Source organism: Rhizobium sp. 11_C7_N12_5, from assembly GCF_051811145.1.
Lineage (GTDB): Bacteria > Pseudomonadota > Alphaproteobacteria > Rhizobiales > Rhizobiaceae > Rhizobium > Rhizobium lusitanum.
In genome coordinates this window covers 697,551-723,127 of sequence record NZ_JBPWPY010000002.1, presented here as the reverse complement: position 1 = coordinate 723,127, position 25,577 = coordinate 697,551, and the positions used below count along the sequence as shown (strand labels likewise).

At 60.6% G+C, this 25,577-nt stretch carries 24 protein-coding genes; 8 read left to right on the top strand and 16 right to left on the bottom strand.

The genetic code is table 11. The annotated features are described in order from the left end of the window. The first annotated feature begins 2 nt into the window (after positions 1-2). Entirely contained in the window at positions 3-1,238 is a 1,236-nt protein-coding gene (locus AB8B29_RS22445) for a pyridoxal phosphate-dependent aminotransferase (protein WP_037197690.1), read from the top strand. Between the two features lie 66 nt (positions 1,239-1,304). Here the strand turns inward: AB8B29_RS22445 and AB8B29_RS22440 are convergent, their stop codons facing one another. Further along, positions 1,305-2,408 carry a saccharopine dehydrogenase family protein gene (locus AB8B29_RS22440; RefSeq protein ID WP_037197689.1) on the bottom strand — a complete coding sequence of 368 codons (1,104 nt, stop codon included), beginning with the start codon at positions 2,406-2,408 and terminating at the stop codon, positions 1,305-1,307. 137 nt (positions 2,409-2,545) lie between these two features. Between AB8B29_RS22440 and AB8B29_RS22435 the strand changes: the two genes are divergently transcribed. Next, positions 2,546-2,977, top strand: coding sequence for an Lrp/AsnC family transcriptional regulator (locus AB8B29_RS22435; RefSeq protein WP_037197688.1), 432 nt, complete (start codon positions 2,546-2,548; stop codon positions 2,975-2,977). 22 nt (positions 2,978-2,999) lie between these two features. On the opposite strand, the gene AB8B29_RS22430 is transcribed toward AB8B29_RS22435, so the two are convergent. The 14 genes from AB8B29_RS22430 to AB8B29_RS22365 all read right to left on the bottom strand — a co-directional run bounded on the left by AB8B29_RS22430 (position 3,000) and on the right by AB8B29_RS22365 (position 19,413). Further along, positions 3,000-3,824, bottom strand: a complete 825-nt coding sequence (locus AB8B29_RS22430) for an ABC transporter ATP-binding protein (RefSeq protein WP_037197686.1) — start codon at positions 3,822-3,824, stop codon at positions 3,000-3,002. A gap of 2 nt (positions 3,825-3,826) precedes the next feature. Next, a complete protein-coding gene (locus AB8B29_RS22425; RefSeq protein WP_037197683.1) occupies positions 3,827-4,810 on the bottom strand; it encodes an ABC transporter ATP-binding protein in 984 nt (327 codons plus the stop codon). Between the two features lie 2 nt (positions 4,811-4,812). Continuing rightward, positions 4,813-5,670, bottom strand: coding sequence for an ABC transporter permease (locus tag AB8B29_RS22420; RefSeq protein ID WP_037197682.1), 858 nt, complete (start codon positions 5,668-5,670; stop codon positions 4,813-4,815). Positions 5,671-5,674: 4 nt separating this feature from the next. Beyond that, positions 5,675-6,679: an ABC transporter permease gene (locus AB8B29_RS22415; protein WP_037197680.1), complete on the bottom strand. Its 1,005-nt coding sequence runs from the start codon at positions 6,677-6,679 to the stop codon at positions 5,675-5,677. Between the two features lie 117 nt (positions 6,680-6,796). Continuing rightward, positions 6,797-8,698 carry an ABC transporter substrate-binding protein gene (locus tag AB8B29_RS22410; RefSeq protein WP_037197679.1) on the bottom strand — a complete coding sequence of 634 codons (1,902 nt, stop codon included), beginning with the start codon at positions 8,696-8,698 and terminating at the stop codon, positions 6,797-6,799. A gap of 127 nt (positions 8,699-8,825) precedes the next feature. Further along, positions 8,826-10,334, bottom strand: a complete 1,509-nt coding sequence (gene arfA / locus AB8B29_RS22405; RefSeq protein ID WP_037197677.1) for an arabinosylfuranosidase ArfA — start codon at positions 10,332-10,334, stop codon at positions 8,826-8,828. A 223-nt stretch (positions 10,335-10,557) separates the two neighbouring features. Then, on the bottom strand, positions 10,558-11,484 hold the full coding sequence (locus AB8B29_RS22400) for an ArsR/SmtB family transcription factor (RefSeq protein ID WP_037197676.1): 927 nt from the start codon (positions 11,482-11,484) through the stop codon (positions 10,558-10,560). A 167-nt stretch (positions 11,485-11,651) separates the two neighbouring features. After that, positions 11,652-12,308 carry a class II aldolase/adducin family protein gene (locus AB8B29_RS22395; RefSeq protein ID WP_051963631.1) on the bottom strand — a complete coding sequence of 219 codons (657 nt, stop codon included), beginning with the start codon at positions 12,306-12,308 and terminating at the stop codon, positions 11,652-11,654. 32 nt (positions 12,309-12,340) lie between these two features. Beyond that, the gene (locus tag AB8B29_RS22390; RefSeq protein WP_037197671.1) at positions 12,341-13,729 is read right to left on the bottom strand and encodes an FGGY-family carbohydrate kinase; all 1,389 of its coding nucleotides are present in this window, start codon (positions 13,727-13,729) and stop codon (positions 12,341-12,343) included. Then, on the bottom strand, positions 13,726-14,784 hold the full coding sequence (locus AB8B29_RS22385) for an ABC transporter permease (protein WP_113102457.1): 1,059 nt from the start codon (positions 14,782-14,784) through the stop codon (positions 13,726-13,728). Before AB8B29_RS22385 ends, AB8B29_RS22390 begins: the two co-directional genes overlap by 4 nt. Beyond that, positions 14,777-15,796, bottom strand: a complete 1,020-nt coding sequence (locus AB8B29_RS22380; protein ID WP_037197670.1) for an ABC transporter permease — start codon at positions 15,794-15,796, stop codon at positions 14,777-14,779. The genes AB8B29_RS22385 and AB8B29_RS22380 overlap by 8 nt, the downstream gene beginning before the upstream one ends. Positions 15,797-15,806: 10 nt before the next feature. Further along, on the bottom strand, positions 15,807-17,300 hold the full coding sequence (locus AB8B29_RS22375; RefSeq protein ID WP_037197669.1) for a sugar ABC transporter ATP-binding protein: 1,494 nt from the start codon (positions 17,298-17,300) through the stop codon (positions 15,807-15,809). Between the two features lie 71 nt (positions 17,301-17,371). After that, complete coding sequence (locus AB8B29_RS22370) at positions 17,372-18,379, bottom strand: substrate-binding domain-containing protein (RefSeq protein WP_037197668.1); 1,008 nt, start codon at positions 18,377-18,379, stop codon at positions 17,372-17,374. Then, a complete protein-coding gene (locus AB8B29_RS22365; protein ID WP_051963616.1) occupies positions 18,343-19,413 on the bottom strand; it encodes a LacI family DNA-binding transcriptional regulator in 1,071 nt (356 codons plus the stop codon). Before AB8B29_RS22365 ends, AB8B29_RS22370 begins: the two co-directional genes overlap by 37 nt. Before the next feature lie 178 nt (positions 19,414-19,591). Between AB8B29_RS22365 and AB8B29_RS22360 the strand changes: the two genes are divergently transcribed. The 5 genes from AB8B29_RS22360 (at position 19,592) to AB8B29_RS22340 (ending at position 23,604) form a co-directional block, all read left to right on the top strand. After that, positions 19,592-20,488, top strand: coding sequence for a sugar phosphate isomerase/epimerase family protein (locus AB8B29_RS22360; RefSeq protein ID WP_037197666.1), 897 nt, complete (start codon positions 19,592-19,594; stop codon positions 20,486-20,488). Between the two features lie 289 nt (positions 20,489-20,777). Continuing rightward, the gene (locus AB8B29_RS22355) at positions 20,778-21,113 is read left to right on the top strand and encodes a hypothetical protein (protein WP_037197664.1); all 336 of its coding nucleotides are present in this window, start codon (positions 20,778-20,780) and stop codon (positions 21,111-21,113) included. Between the two features lie 140 nt (positions 21,114-21,253). Then, positions 21,254-21,775, top strand: coding sequence for a hypothetical protein (locus tag AB8B29_RS22350; RefSeq protein WP_037197663.1), 522 nt, complete (start codon positions 21,254-21,256; stop codon positions 21,773-21,775). 117 nt (positions 21,776-21,892) lie between these two features. Further along, entirely contained in the window at positions 21,893-22,387 is a 495-nt protein-coding gene (locus tag AB8B29_RS22345; protein WP_037197662.1) for a hypothetical protein, read from the top strand. Between the two features lie 194 nt (positions 22,388-22,581). Further along, positions 22,582-23,604: an LLM class flavin-dependent oxidoreductase gene (locus AB8B29_RS22340; RefSeq protein ID WP_439006717.1), complete on the top strand. Its 1,023-nt coding sequence runs from the start codon at positions 22,582-22,584 to the stop codon at positions 23,602-23,604. Positions 23,605-23,663: 59 nt separating this feature from the next. Here the strand turns inward: AB8B29_RS22340 and AB8B29_RS22335 are convergent, their stop codons facing one another. Beyond that, positions 23,664-24,560 carry a LysR family transcriptional regulator gene (locus AB8B29_RS22335; protein ID WP_037197660.1) on the bottom strand — a complete coding sequence of 299 codons (897 nt, stop codon included), beginning with the start codon at positions 24,558-24,560 and terminating at the stop codon, positions 23,664-23,666. A gap of 120 nt (positions 24,561-24,680) precedes the next feature. Between AB8B29_RS22335 and AB8B29_RS22330 the strand changes: the two genes are divergently transcribed. After that, on the top strand, positions 24,681-25,559 hold the full coding sequence (locus AB8B29_RS22330) for an NmrA/HSCARG family protein (protein ID WP_037197658.1): 879 nt from the start codon (positions 24,681-24,683) through the stop codon (positions 25,557-25,559). Positions 25,560-25,577 lie beyond the last annotated feature (18 nt).

Sequence of the window (25,577 nt, the reverse complement as noted above, 5' to 3'; positions counted from 1 at the left end):
TCATGACGGTCGCCACCAACACCGAGGAGGCGGGTTTTCGGCCCGCTTCGCGCATCGCCTCCATCGGCGTTTCGACGATCCTGCAGATCGGCGCGCGCGCCAATGCGATGAAGCGGGACGGTCTGCCTGTCATCATCCTCGGAGCGGGGGAACCTGATTTCGATACGCCTGATAATGTCAAAGAGGCTGCGAAAGCCGCCATCGATCGCGGCGAAACGAAATACACCGCCCTTGACGGCACGCCGGAGCTGAAGAAGGCGATCGCCGGCAAATTCCTGCGTGAGAACGGCATCGACTACGCCCTCGATGAAATCACCGTGGCGACAGGTGCAAAGCAGATCCTGTTCAATGCCTTCATGGCATCAATCGATCCGGGCGACGAGGTCATCATCCCGACGCCCTACTGGACTTCCTATTCCGATATCGTCGAGATCTGCGGCGGCGTGCCGGTGCTGATCCCATGCGATGCCGAGGCCGGGTTCCGTCTCCAGGCGGATCAACTCGAGAAGGCAATTACCCCGAAGACGCGCTGGCTCCTGCTCAACTCGCCGTCCAATCCGTCGGGTGCGGCCTATTCGGAAGCCGATTACCATCCGCTCATCGAGGTGCTGCTGCACCATTCGCATGTGTGGCTGATGGTCGACGATATGTATGAGCATATCGTCTATGACGGCTTCCGCTTCACGACGCCGGTCGCGATAGAACCGCGCCTCAAGCGTCGGACCTTGACCGTCAACGGCGTTTCCAAGGCCTATGCCATGACCGGCTGGCGCATCGGCTATGCCGGCGGCCCGAAGGCACTGATCAAGGCCATGGCCGTCATCCAGAGCCAGGCGACGTCCTGTCCCTCCTCCGTCAGCCAGGCAGCGGCCGTTGCGGCGCTGAACGGCCCGCAGGATTTTCTGAAAGGTCGCACGGCAAGCTTCCAACGCCGGCGCGATCTGGTGGTCAACCGGCTCAATGGCATCGAAGGCCTGGATTGCCGGCTGCCGGAAGGCGCCTTCTACACGTTCTCGAGCTGCGGCGGCGTGCTGGGGAAAACAACGCCGTCCGGAAAGACGATCGCAACGGATGCGGAGTTCTGCGCCTATCTGCTCGAAGAGGCCCATGTCGCAGTCGTGCCCGGCTCGGCATTCGGACTGTCGCCCTATTTCCGAATTTCCTATGCGACCTCGGAAGCCGATCTTGTAGAGGCTCTCGATCGCATCGAGCGGGCTTGCGCGGCGTTGCGACCGTAGCTTCGTCGCCAAAACGAATGTGGCGCCCGTTGCGGCGCCACTTGTTTAGCAAGCAATGACTTCGGCTTACACCGCTTCTCTCACCCTGAGCTTCTCCAGGCCGTAGACCTGCCCGAAGCGATTGGCGAGAAAGTCGCCGAGATCGATTTCCTCCTGACGAACAAAGCCCTTGGTGGGAAGCTTGCCATGGGAAAGCAGGTCAAGCACGGTCGTAATGCCGGCAGCCGTGGTGATCTGGATGGCGCTCATCTTTTTGCCGGCAACGACACCAGCATAGACCTTATTGGCGTAGGTTTCCTGCATGTACCGCCCGTCGCGCCAGCCGCAGACGGTGACGAAGACGACGACCACATCCTGCATCGTCGCGGGCAGCGCGTTTTCGAACAGATCCTTCAACACATCGCGGCGATTCCTGAGGTTCAGGTCATTCAAGAGCGCCTTGATGATGGCCTGGTGGCCGGGGTAGCGGATCGTGCGGTAGTTCATCGTGCGCACGCGACCGGCCAGCGTCTTGGCGAGCGTTCCGAGGCCGCCGGAGGTGTTGAAAGCCTCATAGGTGATGCCGTCGAGGGAGAATTCCTCTCTCTCTTCCAAGGCCGGCACCGTCACGAGCTTGCCTTCGACGATTGCTTCGCACGGCTCGATATACTCGTTGATCAGGCCGTCCGTGCTCCAGGTCAAATTGTAGTTCAGGGCGTTGGATGGATATTGCGGCAGCGCGCCGACCCGCATGCGCACGCTGTCGAGGCTATCGAAACGCTTGGCGAGATCATTTGCGACGATCGAGATGAAGCCTGGCGCCAGGCCGCATTGCGGGATGAAGGCGGTGCGTGCGCCCTGGGCCAGCTCCTCTACCTTCCTCGTCGTGGCGACATCCTCGGTAAGATCAAGATAGTGAACGCCGGCTTCCAGCGCAGCTTCGGCGACAAAGCCGGTCAAGTGGAAGGGCGCGGCTGACAGCACGGCGAACTTCCCGGTCAGAACGGCCACCAGCCCTTCACTGTCGGCGATATCGACGGCTGCGGTGGAAATTGCAGGATGGTGGTCGATCTTGGCAAGCTGCTCCTGGCTGCGGTCGGCGACAATAACCTTGTAATCGCCGGTCTCGGCCAGCATCAGAGCGATCGCTCCGCCGATCTTGCCTGCGCCGATCACCACTATCTCTTTCATATATTTCCCCTGTGTTTCACTATAGGATTTTTATAAGTGTAGGCAGGAGCTGGACGATTCATAGCGACAGAAAACGCGTTTCGTTGTATAAATCTAAGCAATATGACTATCCATTTGAACAGAATGCAGGATGAGCCATGCAGGTAACAGGGAAGGATCGCGAGCTGCTGTCGTTGCTCGGCCAGAATGCCCGCGTGCCGGTGGCGACACTGGCCAAGAAGCTGTCGCTGTCGCGAACGACAGTTCAGGCTCGGCTCGAGCGGCTTGAGAGGGAAGGCGTAATCGCGGGTTATGGCGTGCGACTGTCGGAGGCCTATCTTTCAGGTCTCATCCGCGCCCACATTCTGATCACCATTGCGCCGAAGGCGCTCTCGGCAGTGACGGCATCGCTGGACGCGATCCATGAGGTGACGACGCTTCACTCCGTCAGCGGTACCTTCGATCTGATCGCCATCGTCGCGGCTCCGTCGATTTCCGAGCTTGACCATCTGATCGATGAGATCGGCAAGATCGACGGCGTCGAGCGGACGCTATCGTCCATCATCCTTTCGACGCGGATTGCGCGCTGAAAGCAAACCCGTGCCTGTGGGATCACACTAGCGAAGCTGGCTCCATATCCGGGCTGGCGGATAGCACCGCCTCCTTCAAGGCGCGCGAATAGGGATGCTGCGGATTGTCGAGAACGGCACGCGCCCCGCCCTCCTCGACGATCTCCCCCTTCTTCATGATGATGATCCGGTCGCTGATGTAATAGGCCGTCGCAAGGTCATGGGTGATATAGATGATCGACAGACCGAGTTCTTTCTTCAGCTGGCTGAAGAGGTTGACGATTGCCATTCTAAGGGACGCATCGACCATGGAAACGGGCTCGTCGGCCACCAGCAGTCTGGGCTGCGGTATGAGCGCGCGCGCGATCGCGGTTCGCTGCAGCTGACCGCCCGACAATTCATGCGGAAACCGGCCCTTCACTTCGGCAAGCGTCAGGCCGATATGGACAAGCGCCCTGTCGGCCATGCGTTCGATATCGGCCTGGCTTGGCCTGATACCATCAGGTGAAAAATTTCGCGCGGTTTCAAAGAGATATCGATCAACCTTCTTAAGCGGATTGAACGCTTCGAACGGATTCTGAAGGACTGGTTGAACTTCGCGCATGAAGGCGCGCCGTTCAACCTTTCCATGAACGGCAACGGGCCGGCCGCGAAAATTCAGGATGCCCGACGTTGGCGCCGTTTGGCCGAGGATCATCGCCGCGATGGTCGATTTCCCGGAGCCGGATTCACCGACGATGGAGAGAATTTCCGGCTCCTCGCCAAGCCTCAAGCTGACGTCGCGGACAGCCGTGACATGCCGGCGGCTCAGCATTCCGCCCTGACGGTAAAGCTTGGTGACATGCGAGAGGGAAAGCAGGTCGCTCAAATCTATGCTCCTGTCACGGCGAAACAGGCGACGCGACGATCCGGCTCGACGTTCACCATCGGCGGCGCTTCGCGGCTGCAGATATCCATGCGCTTGGGACACCGCGGATGAAAACGGCACCCTTCCGGCGGCATGGCGAGATTGGGCGGTCTGCCCTCGAGCGAGGGACGGGTGGAGAGATCGCCGATGCGCGGCAGGCTCGCCACCAGATGCTGCGTATAGGGATGCAGCGGCAGATGAAAGAGCTTGCGCGTCGGCGCCTCCTCGACCAGCCGGCCGGCATAGACGATGCCGATGCGGTCGGAGACGGCAGCATGCACCCCCATGTCATGGGTAACGAACAGGAAGGAGGACCCCATCTCGCGCTGTATCTCCCGGATCATCTGCAGGACATCGCGCTGCACGATGACGTCGAGCGCGGTCGTCGGCTCGTCGGCGATGATGAATTCCGGCGTCAGGATGGTGGCGAGCGCAATCGTCATGCGCTGGCGCATGCCGCCGGACAATTCATGCGGATAGGCATTCAGGAGATCGGCATCGAGTTTCAGGCGCTGCAGATGAGCGCCGACCCGATCAAAGAAGGCACCGCGATCGACTTTCATGTGGCGAAAGGCAAAATCCGTGAACGAATGGCGGATACGCCGGACGGGATTGAGCACGTTCATCGAGCCCTGCATGATATAGGACAGATGCCGCCACCGAAGCGCCGCCCGCTGCTCCGGCGCCATGGCGTAGATATCCTGCGTGCCGCTATTGAAGTGAAATTTCACCGAACCGGAAACCACCCGAAGCGGTGGACGGATGGCGCCGGCAATCGTCTTGATCAATGTCGTCTTGCCGCTGCTGGATTCGCCGGCGACGCCATAAATCTCGCCGCGACCGATCCTCAGGCTGACATCATCGACAGCGCGCACTTCACGATCGACACCATAGAGGAAGGCCCGGTAATATGCCTTGAGGTTGTTGACCTCGACCACAGGCTCCATTCCTAGCCCCCCATCCGGTTCAAGCGACTGCGCGGATCATTGTATTCGTTCATCGACATCGACAGCAGGAAGAGCGCCATGAAAAGCACGATGATGGCGGCGACGGGTGCTGCGACCCACCACCAGGTTCCGGCGATCAGCGCCGAATGGGCGTTGGCCCAATAGATCATCATGCCCATGGTCGGTGTCTCGATATCGGTGAAGCCGAGCACCGAGAGCGTGATCTCCATGCCGATCGACCAGATCATGTTGTTCATGGTCGTGGCGAAGACGATCGGCAGCACATAGGGCAGATGCTCCTGGACAAGGATCTTGGACATGCTCATGCCGGAATAGACGCTCTGCGTGGTAAAGGGGCGCGTCTTCAGGCTGATCGCCACCGAGCGGATCAGGCGCGCGTCATAGGACCAGCCGAGCGAAGCCATGACGATGATGAGCACCGTCCACGTCATTCCGTCCTTCAGCACGAAATAGAACAGGATCAGCACCGGGAACTGCGGAATGACCATGATGCTGTCATTGATCGCCATCAGCACCCGATCGACGATGCCGCCGGCATAGCCCGCCACCAGTCCCACCACCAGCGAGATGATGCGCGACAGGAACGCAACGCCAATACCGAAATAGAGCGTATTGCGGAGCGCCGTCGTGAGCTGCCAGAAGACGTCCTGGCCGCGCGAGGTCGTGCCCAGCCAATATTGCCCGTCGGGCGGCATGTCGGGCGGCAACACATAGATATCTGAAGGACCGTAGGGCGAGAAGTAGGACAGGATCACCAGCCCGACAATGATGGCAAGCAGCAGGAGGCCGGAAAGGAATTCGGTATTCTGGCGGGCAAGGTCGCGAACGATCGTCAGCATGGCCCTACTCCACCTTAATGCGTGGGTCGATCAGCGGACCCAATATGTCGATGATGAAGACTGCGGCAGCGACGCCGACGATCGACAGCGCACTAAGCCCCAGGACGAGACTGTAGTCCCCGGCATGCACGGCCGAGATCAGCAGATTGCCGATGCCCGGATAGCCGAAGACGATTTCGGTGATGACGGTGCCGTTGAAGACCGCTCCGAGCGACATGGCAAGGCCGGTAAACTGCGGCACCATGGCATTGCGGGCGATGTAGGAGCGCAGGATTTTGCGCTTCGGCACGCCGCCGAGTTCGGCGAAGACGACATAGTCCTCGGTGATGATATTGGAGACGAGCGCCCGCATGCCAATGAGCCAGCTGCCAGTCCCGACGAGGATCAGCGACAGCGCCGGCAGGATCGAGTGGCGCAGAATGTCGAGCACCAGCGAAAAGGACAGCCGCAGATCGGTGTTCATCTCATAGCCGCCATTGATCGGCAGGATCGGCCAGAGATAGCCGAAGAGGATGATAAGCACGAAGGCGAGGATATAATAAGGTATCGGCTGCATGGCGATGAAGACGAGACTGACGGCCTTCAGCACCATGCTCTTGCGGTAGTAGCCCGCAAGCGCACCGATCATGTTGCCGAGGATAAAGGTGATGATCACCGAGACGGTCATCAGGCCGATTGTCCAGGGCAGTGCTCTTGCGATGATGGTGGAAACGGGCGTTGGAAATGCCGATAGCGACGGCCCGAGATCACCCGTGGCAAGGCGGCCCCAGAAGTGAAGATATTGCTGCCAGACGGAGCCTTCGAGCCCATAGAGTTCGCGAAGCGACTGGCGCATCAAGTCAACGGCACGGGGATCGGACTGCCCCATCTGCTGTATAGCGCCGATGCTTTCCTCGACGGGATCGATCGGCGTCATATGGGTGATGAAGAAGGTCGCGGAAATGCCAAGGAAGACAACGAGCAGGAACTGACCAAATCGCTTCAATACGAAAACTGGATAGGACGTCATGCCGGCCGTCTTCCTTGCTGCTTGCGCTTCATCTTTTACTGAAAAGATTCGCCGGACGTGCCTAGTGTCCGGCGAAAGGTGCCTGACGCGGCGGCTGCCGCATCAGGGTTGGGAGATCTACGGCTGAGCCGGCTTCAGCTTGACCATCATCAACCGGGAGTTAGCCCAGTTGGGAACGGGGTCGGTGTAGGGGTCCGATATGGTCGGATAGCCCTTCCAGTAGGTCGTATCCATCGAGGTGAAGACGTTATAGGACATCAACGGGATGGTCGGCATTTCCCGGGCAACGAGCTTCAGATAGTCCTTGCCGAGTTCGACGCCCTTCGGATCATCGGCACTGACGCGGCGAACGTTCTCGATGATCTTGTCGAGTTCCGGATTGGACCAGCGCTGCCAATTGCGCGGCGCCTGGTTTTCACCCTTCTTGGCAACGAATTCCGAATGCCAGCTGTCGAGGAAGAAGGACAGATCGGGATCGCCGCCCCAGGTCTCCACGCTCCAGGCGATAGCCACCTGAAAATCGCCTGGCTGGAGCGCGACCTGCCAGAGATTGACGGTCGGAACTGCCTTGGCGTCGATGCCGAAAGCCGCCCATTGCTGGGCGATCAACGTGCCAGCTCGGGTGAAGACAGAGCGCGTATCACCTTCGACCGTCAAGCGGATCTTGAAGGGTTGTCCATCCGGCGTCATCCACTTGCCGCCGACCTTCTTGAAGCCGGCCTTTTCCAGCAGTTCGGCGGCAGCCTGCGGATCGGGCTTCCACCAGCCATAGCCGAAGGCGGCGCTGATGGCGGCCGGATCGGTCGGGATCTGATCCTTATATTTCGGCTGCTTGCGCAGCATATCGGCGATCTGCTGGCCGATCGTCGGATCATAGGGCTTGATCTTGCGCTTGCCAGTATCGATCTCGAAACTCTTCAACCAATCCTGCAGCGGCGCCTGATAGTCCGTCATGGCAATCGCCGTTGGCGGGACGCCGAGGGCGGAGAGCGTCGCGGTGCCACGATAGCTCGCCATATCCACAGCCTTGATATCGATGAGCAAGGCAAGCGCCCAGCGTACATCGGCATTCTGGAACAACGGATCCTGATTGTTGAAGATCACGGCCGGCAAGGTCGGATCGGGATGCGCGAAGGGAAAACCGGGGAACCAGCTGTCGACCGTCTTCGATTTTTCCTTCAGCGTGAACATGCCCTCCGGCGTGTTGTCGTGAATGATATCGAGATTATGCTCGAGCTGAGCGATGGTGCGCTTATCCGGCGGGCCGGGATCAACATAGGTGACGTATTTCGGAGCGGGTTCGCCGAAGCGGGCAAGCGAGGTGCGCTGCCAGTCGTCGCGCTTTTCCCAGGTATACCATTTGCCCTGCGGATCATAGGTTTTCAGCTTGTAGGCGCCAAGCGAGACCGGATTGGCGAAATCATAGCGAACCGGATCGGCAACCTTTTCGAAGACATGCTTCGGCATGATCCAGGCGCCGTTCCAGCGCACTGTGAAAATGGCGTGGAAGCGCGAGTTCGGCTTCTTCAGCTTGAAGACGACGGTATAGGGATCCGGCGCCTCAACGCTTGCGACCTGCACCGAGAAAGCCGCGCTCCAGTTCATGCCCGGATGGTCCATCTGCGTCTTGACGGTGTAGACGACATCGTCGGCTGTGAACTCGACGCCGTCGCTCCAGTACAGGCCCTTGCGCAGCTTCACCGTCATCTGGGTGAAGTCGTCATTATATTGCGGCTTGTCGGCGGCGAGCGAATTGTCCCACGCCGAGCCGCCCAACCCCTTCTCGGGGTCGATGTACCAGAGCGTGTCCATGGTCAACTGCTGCAGGCCGGTCGAAACGCCGCCGCCGCCATTGACCCAGACGTTGAACCAACCGGGATTCTTGACCGTTCCCTCCGGATTTTCGACGATCAGCGTCTCCTTGCGAGGCAAGGCGGTATAATCCTGAGCCTTGGCTGCCGCGATGAGGCCGAACGTGGCCAGTGCGACGCCGAAAGCAAGCTTCTTCCACTGTTGCATGATCTCCTCCCGTTGTTATCGATTGCGCGTTGCGCCCGGACACTGCCGGGCGGACCGCGACTTTCTTCTCCTTACGCTGCCTAGGCCGACCGGGACCGCCTCCTCGCGATCTTGCGGCCGCCAGCTGTCATACCGACAGCCGGATCACCGTGTAGGACAGCGGCTTCAATGTGGCGCGAAGCCGGCCGTCCTCGACTTTCGCATCGCTGGTGCTGGTCGGAACGACCGCATTCGGCCGCGATGCCGTGTTGACCGCCGCCAAGTCCTCATGAACCATCTCATGTTGCTCGACGACGCGGGCGCCGGCAAAGCCCTCCAGCCGGGTGTCGAGGTCGAGTGCACTGTCCGGATGCCGGTTGACGGCGAACAGCGTGACCATATTGGCCGCCACGTCGTGAACCGCGGAGACATCGAGATAGGGCACGTCGTCGGCCTCGTCGCTGTCGTAGGTCGGACCGTCGGCGACCAGGCGCAGCGCATAACCGCGACCGTATTTCGAGGCGAAATAAAGGGGATAATAAATGGTCTGCCGCCATGCCGGGCCGCCATCCTCCGTCATGATCGGCGCGATGACGTTGACGAGTTGGGCGATACAGGCGATGCGCACGCGGTCGGAGCGGCGAATGAAGGTGTTGAGGATGCCGCCGACCTGCAGCACATCCTCGAAATTATAGACATCCTCAAGCAGGTGCGGCGCATCCGGCCATTCGTCGCGCGCCAGGATATCCTTGTCCTGCTGGTTGGAATGGTACCAGACGTTCCATTCGTCGAAGGAGATGCCAATCGTCTTCTTCGAGCGCTTCTTTGCCTTGATATAGTCGATGACGCCGCCGATGGTGACGATGTAGCGGTCAAGCTTTTCAGCCTTGGCGAGATAGTTGAGCGTGTTCTTCTCGCGGTTGGCGAAATACATGTGAAGCGAGATATGGTCGGCGCTGTCGTAGCACTGTTCCAGGACCTGGGCTTCCCAATCGGGATAGGTCTTCATGTCGGAATTCGACGAGCCGCAGACGACCAGTTCCAGCGATTTGTCGAAACCGCGCATGGCTTTTGCCGTTTCATCGGCCAGACGGCCATATTCATAGGCAGACTTATGGCCGACCTGCCATGGGCCGTCCATCTCGTTACCGAGGCACCACAGTTTGACTCCATGGGGATCAGCCCAACCGTGCTTGCGCCGCAGATCCGACCAATAGGTCCCGCCGGGATGATTGCAGTATTCGAGGAAGTTGCGAGCATCATCCAGCCCGCGTGACCCCAGATTGACGGCGAGCATCGGCTTCGTATTGGCCTTCTTGCACCAATCGACGAATTCGTTGACGCCGATCTGGTTGCTCTCGCGCGTCCGCCAGGCAAGATCGAGGCGCACCGGCCGCTCCGAACGAGGTCCGACACCGTCTTCCCAATTATAGGCGGAGACGAAATTGCCGCCGGGATAGCGGCAGTAGGGTGAATTCAGCTCGCGGACCAGTTCGATGACATCTCGGCGAAAGCCGTGCTCATCGGCGGTCGGATGGCCGGGCTCATAGATGCCTCCGTAGATCGCCCTGCCCAGATGCTCCAGAAACGAGCTGTAAAGTCGATCGTCGATGTCGGCAATTCGGAAATCGCGATGGATGACCACGTCCGCCTTCACGGCTATCCTCCCTTATGTATCATATATCTCGTTCTTATACCTTGATCTTGATACAGTTTTATAGGGTCGTCAACGCCATTGAGGGAGCATTCCGCGTAAATAATCGTGTATTCGCAGTCTACGAATGCAGAAATATGATGATAAAACAATTATCTATAAAAAATATGACAAATTCGAGATTCGGCCCGATTGCGCGCTATATATCAGAAAATATGATTTCTTTTCACGTCAGGTCGATGCGCATCAGAATATCTCGGCCATAATTGCCGAAACCACGACCGAAAATGTTGACGCCACCCGTGTGGCGCGCGTCCTCGGCAATGCCGATCCTCAGACGGATTGAAGAATGCTGGCTGATGGCGAGGTCGTCGACGGTCACGTCGGACGCGACGACGCCGTCGATGAAGGTGCCCTTCTTCGAAATTCGCCAGGTCTTGAGCTTGCCGTATTGCGAGCCTTCGAGCTTCCACCAGCCCGGCGTGAAGGCCCCGCGCTTGTCGCCATAATCCCCCGGCGACGTCCAGGTGCCAACGGCAACGCCGTTGACCCAGATCGTGATGTCGGATGGCCAGTCGGGATTGGTGCCCGGCACTTCGGACGACAGCTCCATCGAGAATTCGATGGCATTGACGGCCTTGTTCAAGATCTTGGCATTGTTGGGGAATTTATATTCCACGTGGCCGCGACCGAACCAGAGAAGGCCGGCCTGCATACGCTGCGGATCGAGGAAATAGTCGGGAACGTCGAGAAGCCCGATCACCCCTTCGGTCGAGCACAGGCCGCAGGGCGCATGCGTCTCGCAGCTCGTATAGAGGCCAATCGGCATGGCAACCTCGATCACATCCTCATCATGCTTGAAGGCCGTATCCTCGAAGCTCACAAGGATTTCGTCGTAAAGCGCCGTGCAGATCTTCTGGTAACCCTTGCGCGCCTTGGCCGCCTTGGTTTCGACAAGACCGGCCTCCTCCAGGATCATGATGCCGGTGGCGACGGTCGACTGCGGCAGATCCAGCTCGCGGGCGATCTCGTTGACGTTCATGGCGCCCTTGGCGCAGAGCAGCTTCAACATGTCGACGCGCGCCGGCGCCGAAAGCGCCCGCAAAACCGCGGCATTCTCACCCGCATAAATTGTCAGAAAGCCGCGCTTCATCGAATCCTGAATGCCCCATCAATAAGCTTCATTTATATCAGGATTTTTGATTTCACAAGAGATATCGACGTAAGATCATCGCAGGCGCCTCCCCGCTCGGCATGAGGACACCATTGACAGCCGATATACCGGGACACGCTGGACGAGATTTGCCTTGCGATTTCGAATTACTGCTTGCGTCTTGCCACGTCGTTGACACCATCCAGATCCGGCGCCTGCCCATAGCTCATATTCTTCATCTGCTGGATCACGCGCGCCATTTCCTCGTCATCAAGAATGGGCGGCTCGCCGAGCGTCAGCGCCTGAACATAGAGGCGCGACAGGGTCTCGACCTCTATCGCCAAGGCGAGTGCAGCCGCGGGCGTCTTGCCAAGCGATATCTGGCCATGCTGGCCGAGCAGGCAGGCAAGCCTGTCCTGCAGGGCCTCGATCGCCGCATCCGAGAGCGCCTGGGTGCCGAAAGTGGCGTAGCGTGCGCAGCGGATCGTCGTGCCGCCGGCAACGCCCGTCATGTAGTGAAAGCTCGGAATGGTCTTGTGATGCACCGCAAGCGTGGTCGCATAGACCGAATGGCAATGCAGCACGCAATCGATGTCCTGGCGGGAAGCTAGAATGTCCCGATGAAAGCGCCATTCGGATGATGGCCGGCGCTCACCCTCGTAGCTGCCGTCGAAATACATCTGCACCAGATCATTGGGCCGCATCATGTCGTAAGGCAGGGAAGTCGGCGTGACCAGAAACCCCTTGGGATTGCGCACCGACACGTTGCCGGCCGTTCCCTGATTGATGCCGGAGGCGTTCATCCGGCGGCAGACCGCCACCATGTCCTCGCGCAGGCTATTGTCGTCATATGTCGTCACGATGCTTGCTCCATTGTCTTGACCAGGGCACGCCAGCGCCTCTGGTATGATGAAAGGTCGGGAAGGCCTGATATATCCGGCGCTTCGGCCGCCAGCGTCACGGGCGATGCCCGTGTTTCGTGCGCGGCGAGCATAGCGGCACCCGTCGCCGTTCCCGTCGTGCTGCGGCTGACCAGCACGCGCCGATCCGGCAACAGCGCCGCGACGACGGCGCCATAAAGGGGATCGACGACGAAATTGCCGTCCAGAACCACCGTTTTCGCCGGCGGCAGATCATCCACGCAGGCCGCAGTCAGAAGCGCCGAATAGAGGACAGCAAGCGTGAAGCGGATATTCTCGTCGCGGGCTAGCGGCCCCTCAAGACGGCCGCAGCCTGCCGTGCCGGGAAAGAGCCCGTCATCCGAACCGAATGTCGGCACTGCAAAAGTCCCGGATGCGACGATCTGCTGAAGGGCCGGCAGCGAGGCCGGGCCGGAGGCAGTCGCGGCGACGGCGGCGAACTCGCGCCCGCCCATGGTCAGCATGCCGGGCATCGGATTGCCGAACACATCGGCATTGCATGAGTGCCCCGGACGCTCGACATTGAAATCGACGCCGGTACGATCGGTCAGCGCCACGATCCAGGTTCCCGTCGAGATGACCGTGACGTCGGAGAGATCCGCCGCCTGGTAGCGATAGAAATTGGCCGAGGAGTCGTGCACGCCGCACAGAATGCGGGTCGTCGGCTTAAGATCGGTACGCTTGGCAATGTCCGGCCTTATGGGGCCGAGTGTCTCCCAGGCGCGTCGCATCGGCGGCATGAGCCGCTGCCAGCCGCGATTTGCTACGAGAGCAGACGGCCGCCCGTCGGCCGATGCCCAGAGATGCGATTGCGCGGCCAGGCTCGTCACCTCGCTTGCGAGAACGCCGGACAGGCGGAAGGCCCAATATTGCGGCGTGGCGAGATAGGCGGAGGCTCCAGCAAAAGTCTCGGGCCAGTGCATCTCCTGCCACAGCATCTGCCGCGCGAGATGTGCCGCACCGAGCATGACGGCGCTCGCCCTTTCGCGATGGGAGCCGACAATCTTCCTGTAGTATGCATCGACGTCGGCGGGCGTGGGCTGCTCATAGTCGATCATCGGCAACGCAGCGCCTTGCCTGTCGACCAGCACGCCGCCGGAGCCGTGGGCGCAGGTGACGATCGCGCCGATATCATGCCGGCGGCCGAGCGCGGCCAGGCTGTCGATCAGCCAGTCGTCCAGCCCGTCGAGATCATGATGGCGATAGGGCGGACCGTCCTTTACGACATTCGGCGTCGACAGAGTTTCCAAGACGCGGCCGTCGTCGCTCGCCGCCGATAGCTTCACATTCGTCTTGCCGATATCGAAGACCGCGACAATGCTCATTTCGAACCATAGAAACGTGAGGGCAGCAATCCCATGAGATAGGGGCGTACCGTCTGGGCCATGGCGACGAAGATGAGGGTGCCGCCCCATATCGCCACCGTGAGATAGTTGCTGAGGCCGAACTGGTTGAAGCCTGAGGAAATGACCTGCAGGATGGCAAGCGCCAGCATCAGGCCGCCGGCCGTGCCGAAGCCGCCGAAAGGATCGACGCCGCCAAGGACGGCCGCAAGAATCGTCACCAGCAGATAGGATTGGGCATAATCCGCGCTGGCCGAATTGAAAGTTGCCAGCATGACCAGCGCAGCAAAGAAGCAGATCAGGCTCGACATGACATAGACGCCGACCAGCACGCGACGCGTGTCGATCGCCGAATAGCGCGCGGCCTCGATGTTGGAGCCGATCATGGCGCAGGCGACGCCGAAAGCGGTGCGCCGCAAAATGATGCTGACGATCACCGCCACCACAATCAATAGCAGGAAGATCAGCGGCACGCCGACGATCGTCATCGTGCCAATACGGGCAAACCCGTCCGGTATACCCGAAAGGGCCATGCCGCGGGTCAGATAGATGCTGATGCCGTCGATCAGCGATTTCGTGCCGAGCGTGATGAGGATCGGATGGACGCCGGTATAGGCGATGAGCGTGCCGGTGACGAGGCCGATGAGAAGGCAAAGCGCCAGGCCGGCGACAAGTGCCAGAACGATGACGGCTGCGGCCGAGCCGGCGCTGCTATCGGGCGTGATCAGGCTCTGCATGATGAAGGCCATCAGAAGCGCGCACTGGTTCGTCGTGGCGATGATCGCCAGATTGAGGCCGCCTGTTATCAGGGGCGCCATCATCGCCAGCGACAGCAGCCCCAGCAGCGGCAGTTGATACATGAACGATTGCAGAGTGCCGACCGAGGCAAAGTTCGGAATAAACAGGGAAAAGCCGGCAACCAGCAGTACAAGCAGAACGACAAGCCCCGTATGTGCGCCGGGAATGCCCGCCTTCATGCGCGTCATCAGGTCGGAAAGACCGTTGTTGAGATTATAGAGAAGCGGCGGTTCAGCCATTGGATGGTGCTCCCGCGATGATACGATGGCGGCGGCCCGGCCGCGAGCTGATCACCGTGATCGAGGTCGAAATCAGAATGGTGACGCCGATGACGATCTGGAAGAAATAGGAGGAGACGCCGAGCAGGTTGAGCCCGTTCTGCAGCACGGCCAGGAGCACGATGCCGAGCAGCACGCCAGGCACGGTGCCGATGCCGCCCGTCAGGCTGGCGCCGCCGAGAACAGCGGCGGAGAGCACGGCAAGCTCGGTATTGTACATGGCATTGGGCACGCTTTCGCCGACCCGGTGGGCCTGCAGGAGCCCGGCGATCGCCGCCATCAGCCCGAGATAGCCGTAGGCGACGAATTGCAGGCGGCCGATATTCATGCCGACCCGCCGCGCGGCCTCGGCATTTCCCCCCATGGCATAGAGCTGACGCCCAACCGAAGAGCGGGTCATCCATGCCCATGTAAACAGGGTGACGACCGCCATCGCGACGATCGGAAGCGTCACCCGGACGATATCGCCCGATGCCGTCTCCATCCGCCAGAACACGATGCGATTCGTCCACCAGTCCGGCAGCGTATAGATCGACTTGCCGCCCGAGAAATACATGAGCAGCGAAAAGCTGACGCTCATCATGGCGATCGTGGCGATGATGGACGTGATGCGCACATAGTGGACGAGCAGCGCATTCAGGCAGCCGAGCGCGACACCGATCGCCAGACCGCAGAGGATGACGACAGGCGCGGGAAATCCGAGCTGCGTTGCGAGCAGCGCCGCGCAGTATTGCGCCACGGATGCCGTAGCCGCAAAGGAGATGTCGATGCCGCCGGAAACCAGGACGACGAAAAGCCCCATCGCCATGATCGCCTGCACCGAATAGGTCTCAAGCAGATCGATGATGTTCGCAAGCGTCAGGAAATCACGCGCCGTCAGCGAAAAGACGATCACCACCACGGCAATGACCGCCAGCAGCCACGCTTCCGGGCGGCGCCGCAACTGCACGAGAAAGGACGATCCGGCGGCCATTTGGCTATCCTCATGCATAGATGCGCTCCTTCATGTTGGCCTCGGTGATCTCGCCCGGCACCGCCTCGCCGACGATGCGGCCGGCGCGCATGTGCAGGATACGGTCACAGGTCGCGAAAAGTTCGGACACCTCGTCGGAGATGAGGATGACAGCAACGCCCTGGCGGGCCAGATCGGCGACCACATCGTAGATGCCCTGCTTGTTCTTGATATCGACGCCGACGGTGGGGGAATCGAGGATCAGGACCTTCGGCCGCGTGGCGAGCCACTTCGCCAGAACGACCCGCTGCTGATTGCCTCCCGAAAGCGTCTGCACGGCCCGATCGGCTGACGGGACCTTGATGGCGAGGCGCCGCACCCAATCGTCGGCGAGTTGCCTGCGTGCGTTGCCGGGGATGAGCCCAAGCCGGTTTGCCATGCCCCGCATGACCGCGAGCATGATGTTGTCGCCGATCGATTGCTGCAGGATGACGCCAAGGCTCAAACGATCCTCGGAGACGTAGGCGATGCCGGCGCGCACAGCGTCGCGGTTGGAGCGAAGCGCAAGCTGCCGGCCTTCCAGGCGAATGCTGCCGTGCTCGGCGCGATGCATGCCGAACAGCGTCAAGGCAAGCTCGGTGCGGCCCGACCCCAGCAATCCGGAGATACCCAGCACCTCGCCGCGACGAAGGGTGAAATCGATATCGGCGAATTCGCCGCGACGTGACAGACCGCTGACCTCAAGGACAGGCTCGGCCTTGCCCATATCGCGGGCGACAATCGAGTGATCGATATCGAGCCCGGTCATCAGATGCGCGATCCTCTTCTCGTTCACCTGATCGGCGGGCCAGGTGCCGACCTTGCGGCCGTCGCGCATCACGGTCACCCGCTCGGCGATCTCGACCACCTCGTCAAGCCGGTGGGAAACGAAGACGACGGCAATGCCATCGGCCTTGAGCCGCCCGACGATCCCGAGCAGACGATCGACCTCCGTCCGCGTCAGCGAGGCCGTCGGCTCGTCCATGAAGATCAGCCGCGCCTCGGCGACGAGCCCGCGCGCAATGGCGACGATCTGGCGCTCGGCAACCGAAAGGTCTGATACCACGAGATCGAGGTCGAGGGTAAAGCCGAGCCTTGCGAGGACTGCACTCGCACTCTCGCGCATCCGCTTCCAGCTGACCGGCTTCAAGAGCCGATCGAGATGGTTTTCGACGGCGATGTTTTCTGCAACGGAAAGATTGGGAAACAGGGACAGATCCTGAAAGATCACCTGGATTCCCAGAGCCTTGGCGCGAGCCGGATCAAGCGGAAGAACCGGCTTGCCTTCGATTTCGATGGTGCCGGCCGAGGGCGGATGCACCCCCGCAACGGTCTTGATGAGCGTCGACTTGCCGCAACCGTTCTCGCCGACAAGGCAATGGATCTCGCCTGGGCGAACGTCCCAGTCGATTTCCTCCAATGCACGCACGCCGCCGAACCGTTTGGACAGCCCGGTTAAACGAAGAAACGGAACATCATCGCTCATCGATCCACTCCGATTGTTTGGGTTGGCCGGCGGCGGCACTCAGGCCAACCGCCGGCCCTCGGGAGGAACGCCTAGAGACCGAGCGCGACCAGCCGGTCGATATTCTGCTTATCGAGGGATTCAAGCTTCTGCGCCTGAATGAGCCTCTTGTCCGGATAGACGCGCACCTTGCCGACGCCGGTCAGCTCCATATTGTCGGTCGGTTCCTTGCCGGCCGCCAGGATGGAAGCGAGCTGAACGAAGATCTCGCCAGCCGTCATCGGATTCCAGATGAAGCCGCCGCGGATCGTGCCGGACTTGACGTATTTGACGCCCTGCCCCGGCGAGAAGCCACCGACCAGCGCGATCGACTTGGCTTTTTCACGATCGTCGAGGACGCGGGCAGCGCCGATCGGCCCCTGCGAACCGAATGTCAGGATGCCCTTGAGATCCGGATTGGCGCGAAGCTGATCCTGAGTGGTCTTGATGCTTTCATCCAGGCTTTCGGCAACGCCGAAGCGATCGCCGAGCATCTGCATTTTCGGATATTTCTGCTTCTGATAGGCAATCGCCGCATCGGCCCAGGCGTTGTGGAGCGGAACAGTCAGCGAGCCGACATAGACGATATACTTGCCTTCCCCGCCCATCTCCTTGGCAATCAGGTCCATATGCGCCTGACCATAGCCTTCGATGGTCGTGAGCTCAAAGTCCCAATCCGCTTCCTTCTGGCTCGGGCCTTCGTGGGCCAGCACCTTGATACCAGCTGCCCGCGCGCGGCCGAGAACGGGGTCGAGCGCTGCGGAATCGTTCGGCACGATACCGATGACCGCAACCTTGCGGGCAATCAGGTCTTCGATGGCGCGGACCTGCTGAGCAGCATCCGCCTGTGTCGGCCCGACCATCCAGGCGTTCGTCTTGAATTCTGGCGCGGCCTTCTTGATGCCGACTTCCATGGCATTGAACCACGGGATGCCGCCGATCTTAACCACGACGCCGAGTTGCGGTTCAGCCGCCTGGGCTACGCCGATCGTGCCGCCAAGGGTGCCGACAACGACGGCGCCGCCTATTCCGGTGAGTATGGTTCGCCTTGTAACTTCCATTTTCTTCCTCCCAGTTTCAGTTTGCCCGCCTCCTCAAGCGGGTTCCGCGGTGTCGAACCACGGATCTCGACGGCGCAGCGCAAGCGCCGCGTGACCGGCTTGCCGGCAGAGCCGGTCATGCGCCGCAACAGCAGCGCCCAGGCCTGCTCGGCCATTTCCTCGACAGGCTGACGCACGGTCGTGATCCCGGGCGTCACCAGCCGCATCCATTCCATCTCGTCGAAGCTCGCAAAGGCGATATCGCCTGGCACGGAAAGGCCGATCTCAGCCATGGTGCAGTAGGTCAAAAGCGTCGTGCCCTGATCGAGCGAAAACAGCGCGCCGGGCAGCGGGCGATGGCGCAGACGCTCCTCCAGAAGCTGTGCGCCATGGGCGTCATCGATGCCGATTTCCAGCATCTCGACCCGCATGTGCTTGGCCGACGCACGCACGCCTTCCCAACGCTCGCGTATGTTACTGATCGAAAGACTGGTGCCGACGACGAGGCAATCCTCATAGCCCTGTTGATCGAGATGCGCAGCGATGGCACCGGCCGACGGCCCGTTGTCGACGGCAATCAGATCGAAGCCGGCGGCATCGGGTATGCGGTCGGCAAGGACAACGGGTGCAAAGAAGCCATCCGGCAGGCGCTCGGCAAAGGCGCCATCGCAGGGAATGACGATCAGGCCGGCGGGGCGCCAGGCGCGAATCTTGCGCAGCCGGTCAGCCTCCTCCTCCGCATTGTTGCGCGCTGATACGACGACCAGATCGTAGTCTGCGAGGCGCGCCAGATGCTCCAGCGTGGAAACGAAGGAGGCGAACATCGGATTGGTAAGATCCGGCACAACGACGCCGGCGAGCTGCGCCTTGCGCGAGCGGAGCCGCGACGCGCCGAGATCGACGACGTAACCAAGCTCGCGCACCGCATCATTCACGCGCCGGGCAAAATCGGGAGAAACCGTTGGCTTGCCGTTGAGGACGTTCGAGACCGTCGCGACCGAAACGCCGGCCCTGTCGGCCACCATCTTGATGGAAGGGCTTTGCTGTCTCGACATCTTGCCCTCCCCCACTACGCCCTCGCCAATGATAATATGAAAACTCTGGTGAAACGATTTATTGTAAGCTATACCTGAGCAAGTGCGGTGTCAACATGAACGCTTTCAAGTATAAAACGATTCATGTCTTCCGCACTGCAGCAATTCATTTTGCATCCACGAAACCGGGAGGAAGATCATGAACAAGCTGGGAGTTCACGCGCTGGTATGGGAAGCCGGCTGGAGCAAGGAGGAATGCGCCCGCGCAATCGCCAGTAGTGCCGAGGTGGGCTACGATTTCATCGAGGCACCGGCGCTGGATCCGAGCCTGATCGATCCGGAGTTTACCCGTCGCCAGTTGGAAAAGAACGGCATCGGCATCAACTTCTCGCTCGGCCTCGATTTCGACAGCGACATTTCAAGCGGCGACAAGGGGAAGGGACGGCGCGGCAAGGAAAAGCTCGAGCAGGCCATCGCCGTCTGCCGCGATTGCGGTGGCGAATATATCGGCGGCATCCTGCATTCGGCCTTCGGCAAATATTCCGAGCCGACCACGGCGGCAGGCGTCGCACAATCGGTCGAGATCCTGCGTCAGGTGGCCGAGACAGCGGCGCGAAGCCACATCACGCTCGTCCTCGAAGTGGTCAACCGCTACGAATCCAACGTGCTGAACACCGCCGCGCAGGCCGTCGAGATGTGCAAGCGCATCGGCATGCCAAACGTGAAGGTGCATCTGGACGTGTACCACATGAATATCGAGGAATCGGATATTCAGGCCGCCATTCTCGAGACGGGCGACCATCTCGGATATTTCCACACGGGCGATTCCCATCGTGGCTACATGGGCTCGGGCACGATCGACCTTGCCGGCGTTTTCCGCGCCCTTGTCCGCTCCGGCTACACAGGCCCGATCACCTTCGAATCCTTCTCCTCGCGCGTCGTCGGCCAGCCGCTCGAAGGCATCCTCGGCATCTGGCGCAACCTTTGGGACGATGGCCGCGACCTTGCCGAGCATGCCCTGATGTATACCAAGGCCCAGCTCAAGGCCGCTCAGGAGGCACAGCGCCAAAGCCTGCAGCGCAGCCTCCTGCCTTGATGGCGGGCGTCAACTTACGCTGAACGAGACCCTGCTCGACAGCGGGGTCTCCACTTCGGGTCGCATGCCGCGGCCCACTCCCAATTACAGGTCTCTGTTCGCTTCTGTGCGGACTGAGTAGCTCGCGGCAGTGCCGCGTTTGTCGCCGGGCGACAGGCCGACGCCACGCCTCGATCCGGGTTGCGTTTTAGCCCAAAAATGGGCCGAGCTTGGCGTGCAATATATATAGCTCACGGCCGCTGAAACGCTTAAAAAGACGCGCATCAGCTTTCACCGAAGGATCAATTCGATGACGAAATTTCGCTTCGCCCTTGCGGCGTTGGCAGCGCTTCTTTGCCTTGCCGGTGCTGCAAGCGCCGACGACCTGACGTTCACGCTCAAGAACGGCACCAAATCCGTGCTCACCAATTTCTATACGTCCCCGGTCGGCGTCAATAATTGGGAAGACGATGTCTTCGGCAAGCAGGTACTGAACCCCGGTGAGAGCATGGATATCACCATCGGCGACGGTCGGACTGTCTGCAAGTACGACATGAAGTTCGAGTTCGAGGAAGGTTCCAGCCTCGATACGACGACGGACACCCAGAACCTGTGCGAACTCGGCAGCTATACCATCCACGAATGAGGCAGGCGGGATGCGCCGGCAACCACCGTCTTCGATTGGGGCAAGTCGATCATGCCTCGAAATTACGCAATGAGACGATGGCTTTACCCGTTCTCCGGCGCCTGCCGGAATCATTATCAGCAGACCGATTGGAGACTGCGATGCGGCAAGTGCTTATATTGATTTTTGCGATGACTTTTGCTGCCGTTGCCCATGCCGATCCTCTGGCGGATTTGGCCACTGCACAAAAGGCCGTCATCGAAGCCTGGACCAAGGTGCCGTTCTCACAACAGAACGTCATCTTCGTGGCCGAGCCTTCAACGGGTTACGGGGTTTACAAGAAACGTGACTCAAACGTTTTCAAACCCGGCGAGCCCATCTTCAGCTATGCCGAACCGATCGGCTATGGCTGGAAGCAGCTTCCGGACAGTCTCTATGAACTCCACCTCGTTGCCGACCTCGACATTATCGACGCCAGCGGCGAGGTCGTGTGGAGCAAGAAGGGCTTCTTGGATAGCGACCTTCAAAGCCACAAGCAGAATTTGGAGTTCAAGCTCGACATGACCTTGAACGTCGACGGTGCACCGGCCGGCAAATACAAGCTTCACTATACGCTGTATGACATGACCTCGGGAAAGACGAGTTCCTTCGATCAGGATTTCGAGATCGCTTCGGCCGGCTGATTGCGGTCAATCATCCCCTTTTCCGGCTGTCTCCGCACTGCCGAAAACCATGCCAACCTCACGTATCCGCTGAGATTGATCGGCGACCTAAACTCAAAGACAGAATGGAAGCCCCCTATGAAAAAGATGCTGCTCATCGCCGCTGCGCTCGCAGTCTTTCCAATGCTCGCCAATGCCAAGACGCTCGCCTTTCCGAGCGAAGCGCCCGTTGCCAGCGTCACCATCCCCGACAGCTGGAAGCCGAAGGAAACCGAATCCGGCATCGACGCCAATTCGCCTGATGCCGCCATCTACTTTGCCCTCGATGTTGCCACTGGCGACAATGTCGAGAAGGTCATCGGCGATGCCGTCGATTTCCTCGACAAGAACGGCGTCAAGATCGACGCCGGCACCCGCAAGGATGACGACAGCAACGAAATCAATGGCATGAAGCTGTCGATCCTGAACTGGCAGGGCACCGATGCAGACGGAGCCGTCAACATCAATCTCGGCGTCCTTTCGCCGGCGCCCAACAAGATCCTCGTGCTCACCTATTGGGGCTCCAAGGAAGACCAGGCCAAGCACGAAAAGGAAGTGCTCGGTATCATCGGCTCGATCCAGCCAGCGAAATAACGATCTTCAGCTGGAGACCGCAGGCGCGGCGGCAGCATCGGCCTCCCGTGGGCTCGCCGGAAACGGCGGGCCTATTTATTTGGATACCGAGGGCGCGGCTCGCGCAGCCAGGATACCTTCACTCCGCTTGTATCGGCAGCCGAAATCATGTCATGAAGCAAAGCTGAGCGAACCAAACGTTGCGGAGCGGGACCATGAAGAAGATCGGATTCCTTTCATTCGGCCACTGGACACCCTCGCCCCAATCGAAAACGCGTTCGGCATCCGATACGCTCCTGCAATCCATCGATCTCGCCGTCGCTGCCGAGCAGCTGGGCGCGGACGGCGCCTATTTTCGCGTGCATCATTTTGCCCGCCAGCTCGCTTCGCCGTTTCCGCTGCTGGCGGCCGTCGGGGCCAAGACCAGCCGCATCGAGATCGGCACCGCCGTCATCGACATGCGCTACGAGAACCCGCTCTACATGGCCGAGGATGCAAGCGCAGCTGATCTGATCGCCGGAGGCCGGCTGCAGCTCGGCATCAGCCGCGGCTCGCCTGAACAGGTGATCGATGGATGGCGCCACTTCGGTTACGAGCCGGCCGAGGGCGAGAGCGACGCCGACATGGGCCGGCGGCATGCGGACGTGCTGCTCGACATCCTGCGCGGCGAGGGATTTGCGCAACCCAACCCCCGACCGATGTTTCCCAACCCGCCCGGCCTCCTGCGTCTCGAACCGCATTCGGAGGGCTTGCGCGAACGGATCTGGTGGGGGGCGAGCTCGAACGCGACCGCTGTCTGGGCAGCAAAGCGCGGCATGAACCTGCAAAGCTCAACGCTCAAAAACGATGAGAGCGGGTTGCCATTCCATGTCCAGCAGGCCGATCAGATCCGGGTCTTCCGCGAAGCCTGGAAGGAGGCCGGCCACAAGCGCGAGCCGCGGGTCTCGGTGAGCCGCAGCATCTTCGCACTGGTCAACGATCTCGACCGCGCCTATTTCGGCAGCAGCGGCAAGGACGCGGACCAGATCGGCTTCATCGACGACAAGACACGGACAATCTTCGGACGCAGCTATGCCGCTGAACCGGATCAACTGATCGAAGAACTCAGGAAGGACGAGGCTATAGCAGAGGCCGACACTCTGCTTCTGACCGTCCCCAACCAGCTCGGTGTCGAATACAACGCGCATGTGATCGAGGCGATCCTCACCCACGTCGCGCCCGCTCTCGGCTGGCGTTGATGGCGCCGGCCATTGATATTGCTTGAGTGGATAGCCCAAGCGTCAGGGCCGCCACCGCATCATATCGTCGGGACGAACACCTTCTCCGGAAAGGCTTTCTCCAGCACGTCCAGAAACGCGCGGACCTTGGCGCCGATCAGACGGCGCGAGCTTTGGAGTGCCCAGATTTCCACCGCCGGACCTCTGAGGGTTCCCCAATAAGCGAGCCGGCCCGCCGCAATATCGTCAGCGACAAGAAGCTTCGGCAACAAAGCCACGCCGGCACCCGCCAAAACGGCATCACGAACCATCAAAAGCGATGAAAGACGAAGGACAGGCTCTGGTTTCAGCACCACGTCTGGCTCTGCTCCGGAGCCAAGTCGCCAGACGGCCGTCTGTGAGGATGCACTGAGCAAGACGGCCTTCACGGCAAGCTCTTCGCCGTCTGCCGTTGGCGAGGGGCGCCGCATGCCCGGTGGCGCCACGATCAGGCGTTCGTCATTGAGGAAGCGGCGACCGACGAGCCGTTCGTCCGGTGCCGGATCGATGCGGATGATCAGGTCGTAGCCGTCTTCGACCGGGTCGGCCTTGCGATCCTCGGCGACGATCTCGAGCTGGACCTCGGGATAGGCCAGGGCAAAACGCGCGCCGATGCGACCGAGCGCGACATGGGCGAAGACCACGGGCGCGCTGACACGCAGGCGTCCTCTCGGGGTCGAGGCCCCGAGGACAACCGCCTCGCCGGCCTCGGCGATTTCAGATAGCAGCCCATCGGTGCGCTCGTGGAGCGCCCGTCCCTCATCAGTTAAGCGCAGGCTCTGCGATCCGCGTTCGATCAGCCTGACACCGAGGCTCTGCTCGAGCTCGGCAACCCGACGCGACAGCGTCGCCTTCGGCCTTCCGGTGACGCGGCTGGCGCGACCGAACCCGCCATGGGCAGCGACCAGATTGAAGTCGGACAAAGCCTGCAGATCCATACTCGTGTTCCATAATTGAGACGACCTGTCTTAATATAGCCATCTCCAAATAGAAATTGGAACGGCTATCTTTCTTCTCGAGACATCGGGTCTCTCGCAACATCTTGAGGAGTTTTTAAAATGGCTATTCTTGTTACCGGCAGCACAGGGACCATCGGGTCCCAGGTCCTGGCCCACTTGCAGGGTCACAATGTCGATGTCCGCGCCCTGACGCGCTCGCCTGAAGCTGCACAGCTTCCCTCGGGCGTAACGCCGGTCCGCGGCGATCTGGCCGACCCGGATTCATTGCGCGCCGCGCTGAAAGACGTCAGCACATTGTTCCTGCTCGCCCCGAACGTTGCCGACGAACTGACCCAGGCGATGCTCGCGCTTACCGTCGCCCGCGAGGCCGGCGTCAAAGGCATCGTTTATCTCTCGGTGTTCAAGGGCGAGGCCTATGCCGACGTTCCGCATTTCGCCGGCAAACACACGGTCGAGCGGATGATCGACGCTCTCGATCTCTCGGCCACGGTTCTCCGCCCAGCCTATTTTATCCAGAACGACCTTCGTCAGAGGGATCTGTTGCTGAATGCCGGTGCCTACGGCGTACCTGTGGGGTCGAAGGGCATCTCGATGGTCGATATTCGCGATATCGGCGAGGCGGCTGCGCTCGAACTAATCCGCCGGGAGCAAGCTTCCGCACCGCTCGGCCGCGAGACCTATACGCTGGTCGGTCCGGACAGTTTGACGGGCGAGGACATTTCCGCCATCTGGAGCGAAGCGCTCGGCCGCGTCATCCGCTATGGCGGCGATGATCTTGTTACGATGGAACAGCGTATGAAGACCATGCTGCCCGCCTGGCATGCGCTCGACCTGCGCCTGATGTTCAGCCGCTACCAGACGGATGGCGCGGTCGCCACGGCGGACGACATTCGTCGTCTCACCGGGCTGCTCGGTCGCGCACCACGCTCCTACAGCACCTTTGCCAGAGATGCCGCCGCCCAATGGGCAAAGAACTGACCGCCGTAGACTTCATCG